The sequence below is a fragment of the Sulfitobacter sp. HI0129 genome (assembly GCF_001635395.1).
Classification (GTDB): Bacteria; Pseudomonadota; Alphaproteobacteria; order Rhodobacterales; family Rhodobacteraceae; genus Sulfitobacter.
Window position 1 is genome coordinate 1 of the sequence record NZ_LWGH01000755.1, and the last position, 713, is coordinate 713.

Annotated in this window: 1 protein-coding gene; it reads left to right on the forward strand. The window is 71.7% G+C overall.

Features of this window, described 5'->3' with window-relative positions:
• On the forward strand, positions 1 to 713 hold a 713-nt coding region (locus A3764_RS18590), incomplete at both ends, for an alpha/beta hydrolase family protein (RefSeq protein WP_150122288.1).

Sequence of the window (713 nt, forward strand, 5' to 3'; positions counted from 1 at the left end):
ACGCAGGAACGGCAGAGGGCACCATCTACGAGACATGGCTGCGGGACGGGGTGACGCCCCTGCGGCTGGAAGGACGCGCCTGCCGGGGCGCCCCGCCCCAGCCCGGGTTGGACGCGCCGCTGATCGTCATTTCCCACGGATTTCCGGGCAACCGCTACCTGCTGTCGCATCTGGGCGAGCACCTCGCCGCACAGGGGTTCGTCGTGGTCGCGGCGGATCACGCGGGCTCCACCTACGAGGGGCGGCAGGATTTTGCGGAAACGTTGCTCTATCGGCCCGTGGATCAGCGCGATCTGATCGACTGGGTGGCGGGTGTGCCGCTGCCCCTGCTGGCGGGGGCGGATACGGGCCGGGTCGGCGTGATCGGCTATTCCATGGGCGGCTACGGCACGCTGGTGCTGGGCGGCGCGGGGCTGAGCGAGGCTGCCGTCCGGCACGAGCGCGCCCCGGCGGACGGCAGCCTTGCCCGGCACCGGGCGGGCAGCGACAGCCACGAGGCGCTTGTCGATCCACGGGTTGCCGCGATCCTGCCCATCGGCCCCTGGGGCAGAATGGCGGGGTTCTGGGACGCGGGCGGCCTTGCCGGGTTGCGTGTACCGATGCTGCTGATGGCAGGCACGGCGGACGAGGTTTCGGGCGGGGAGGCGATGCGCCGTATTTTCGAGGAGGCGACGGGCGCGCCCCGGCACATGCTGAGCTTTGCCCATGCCGGG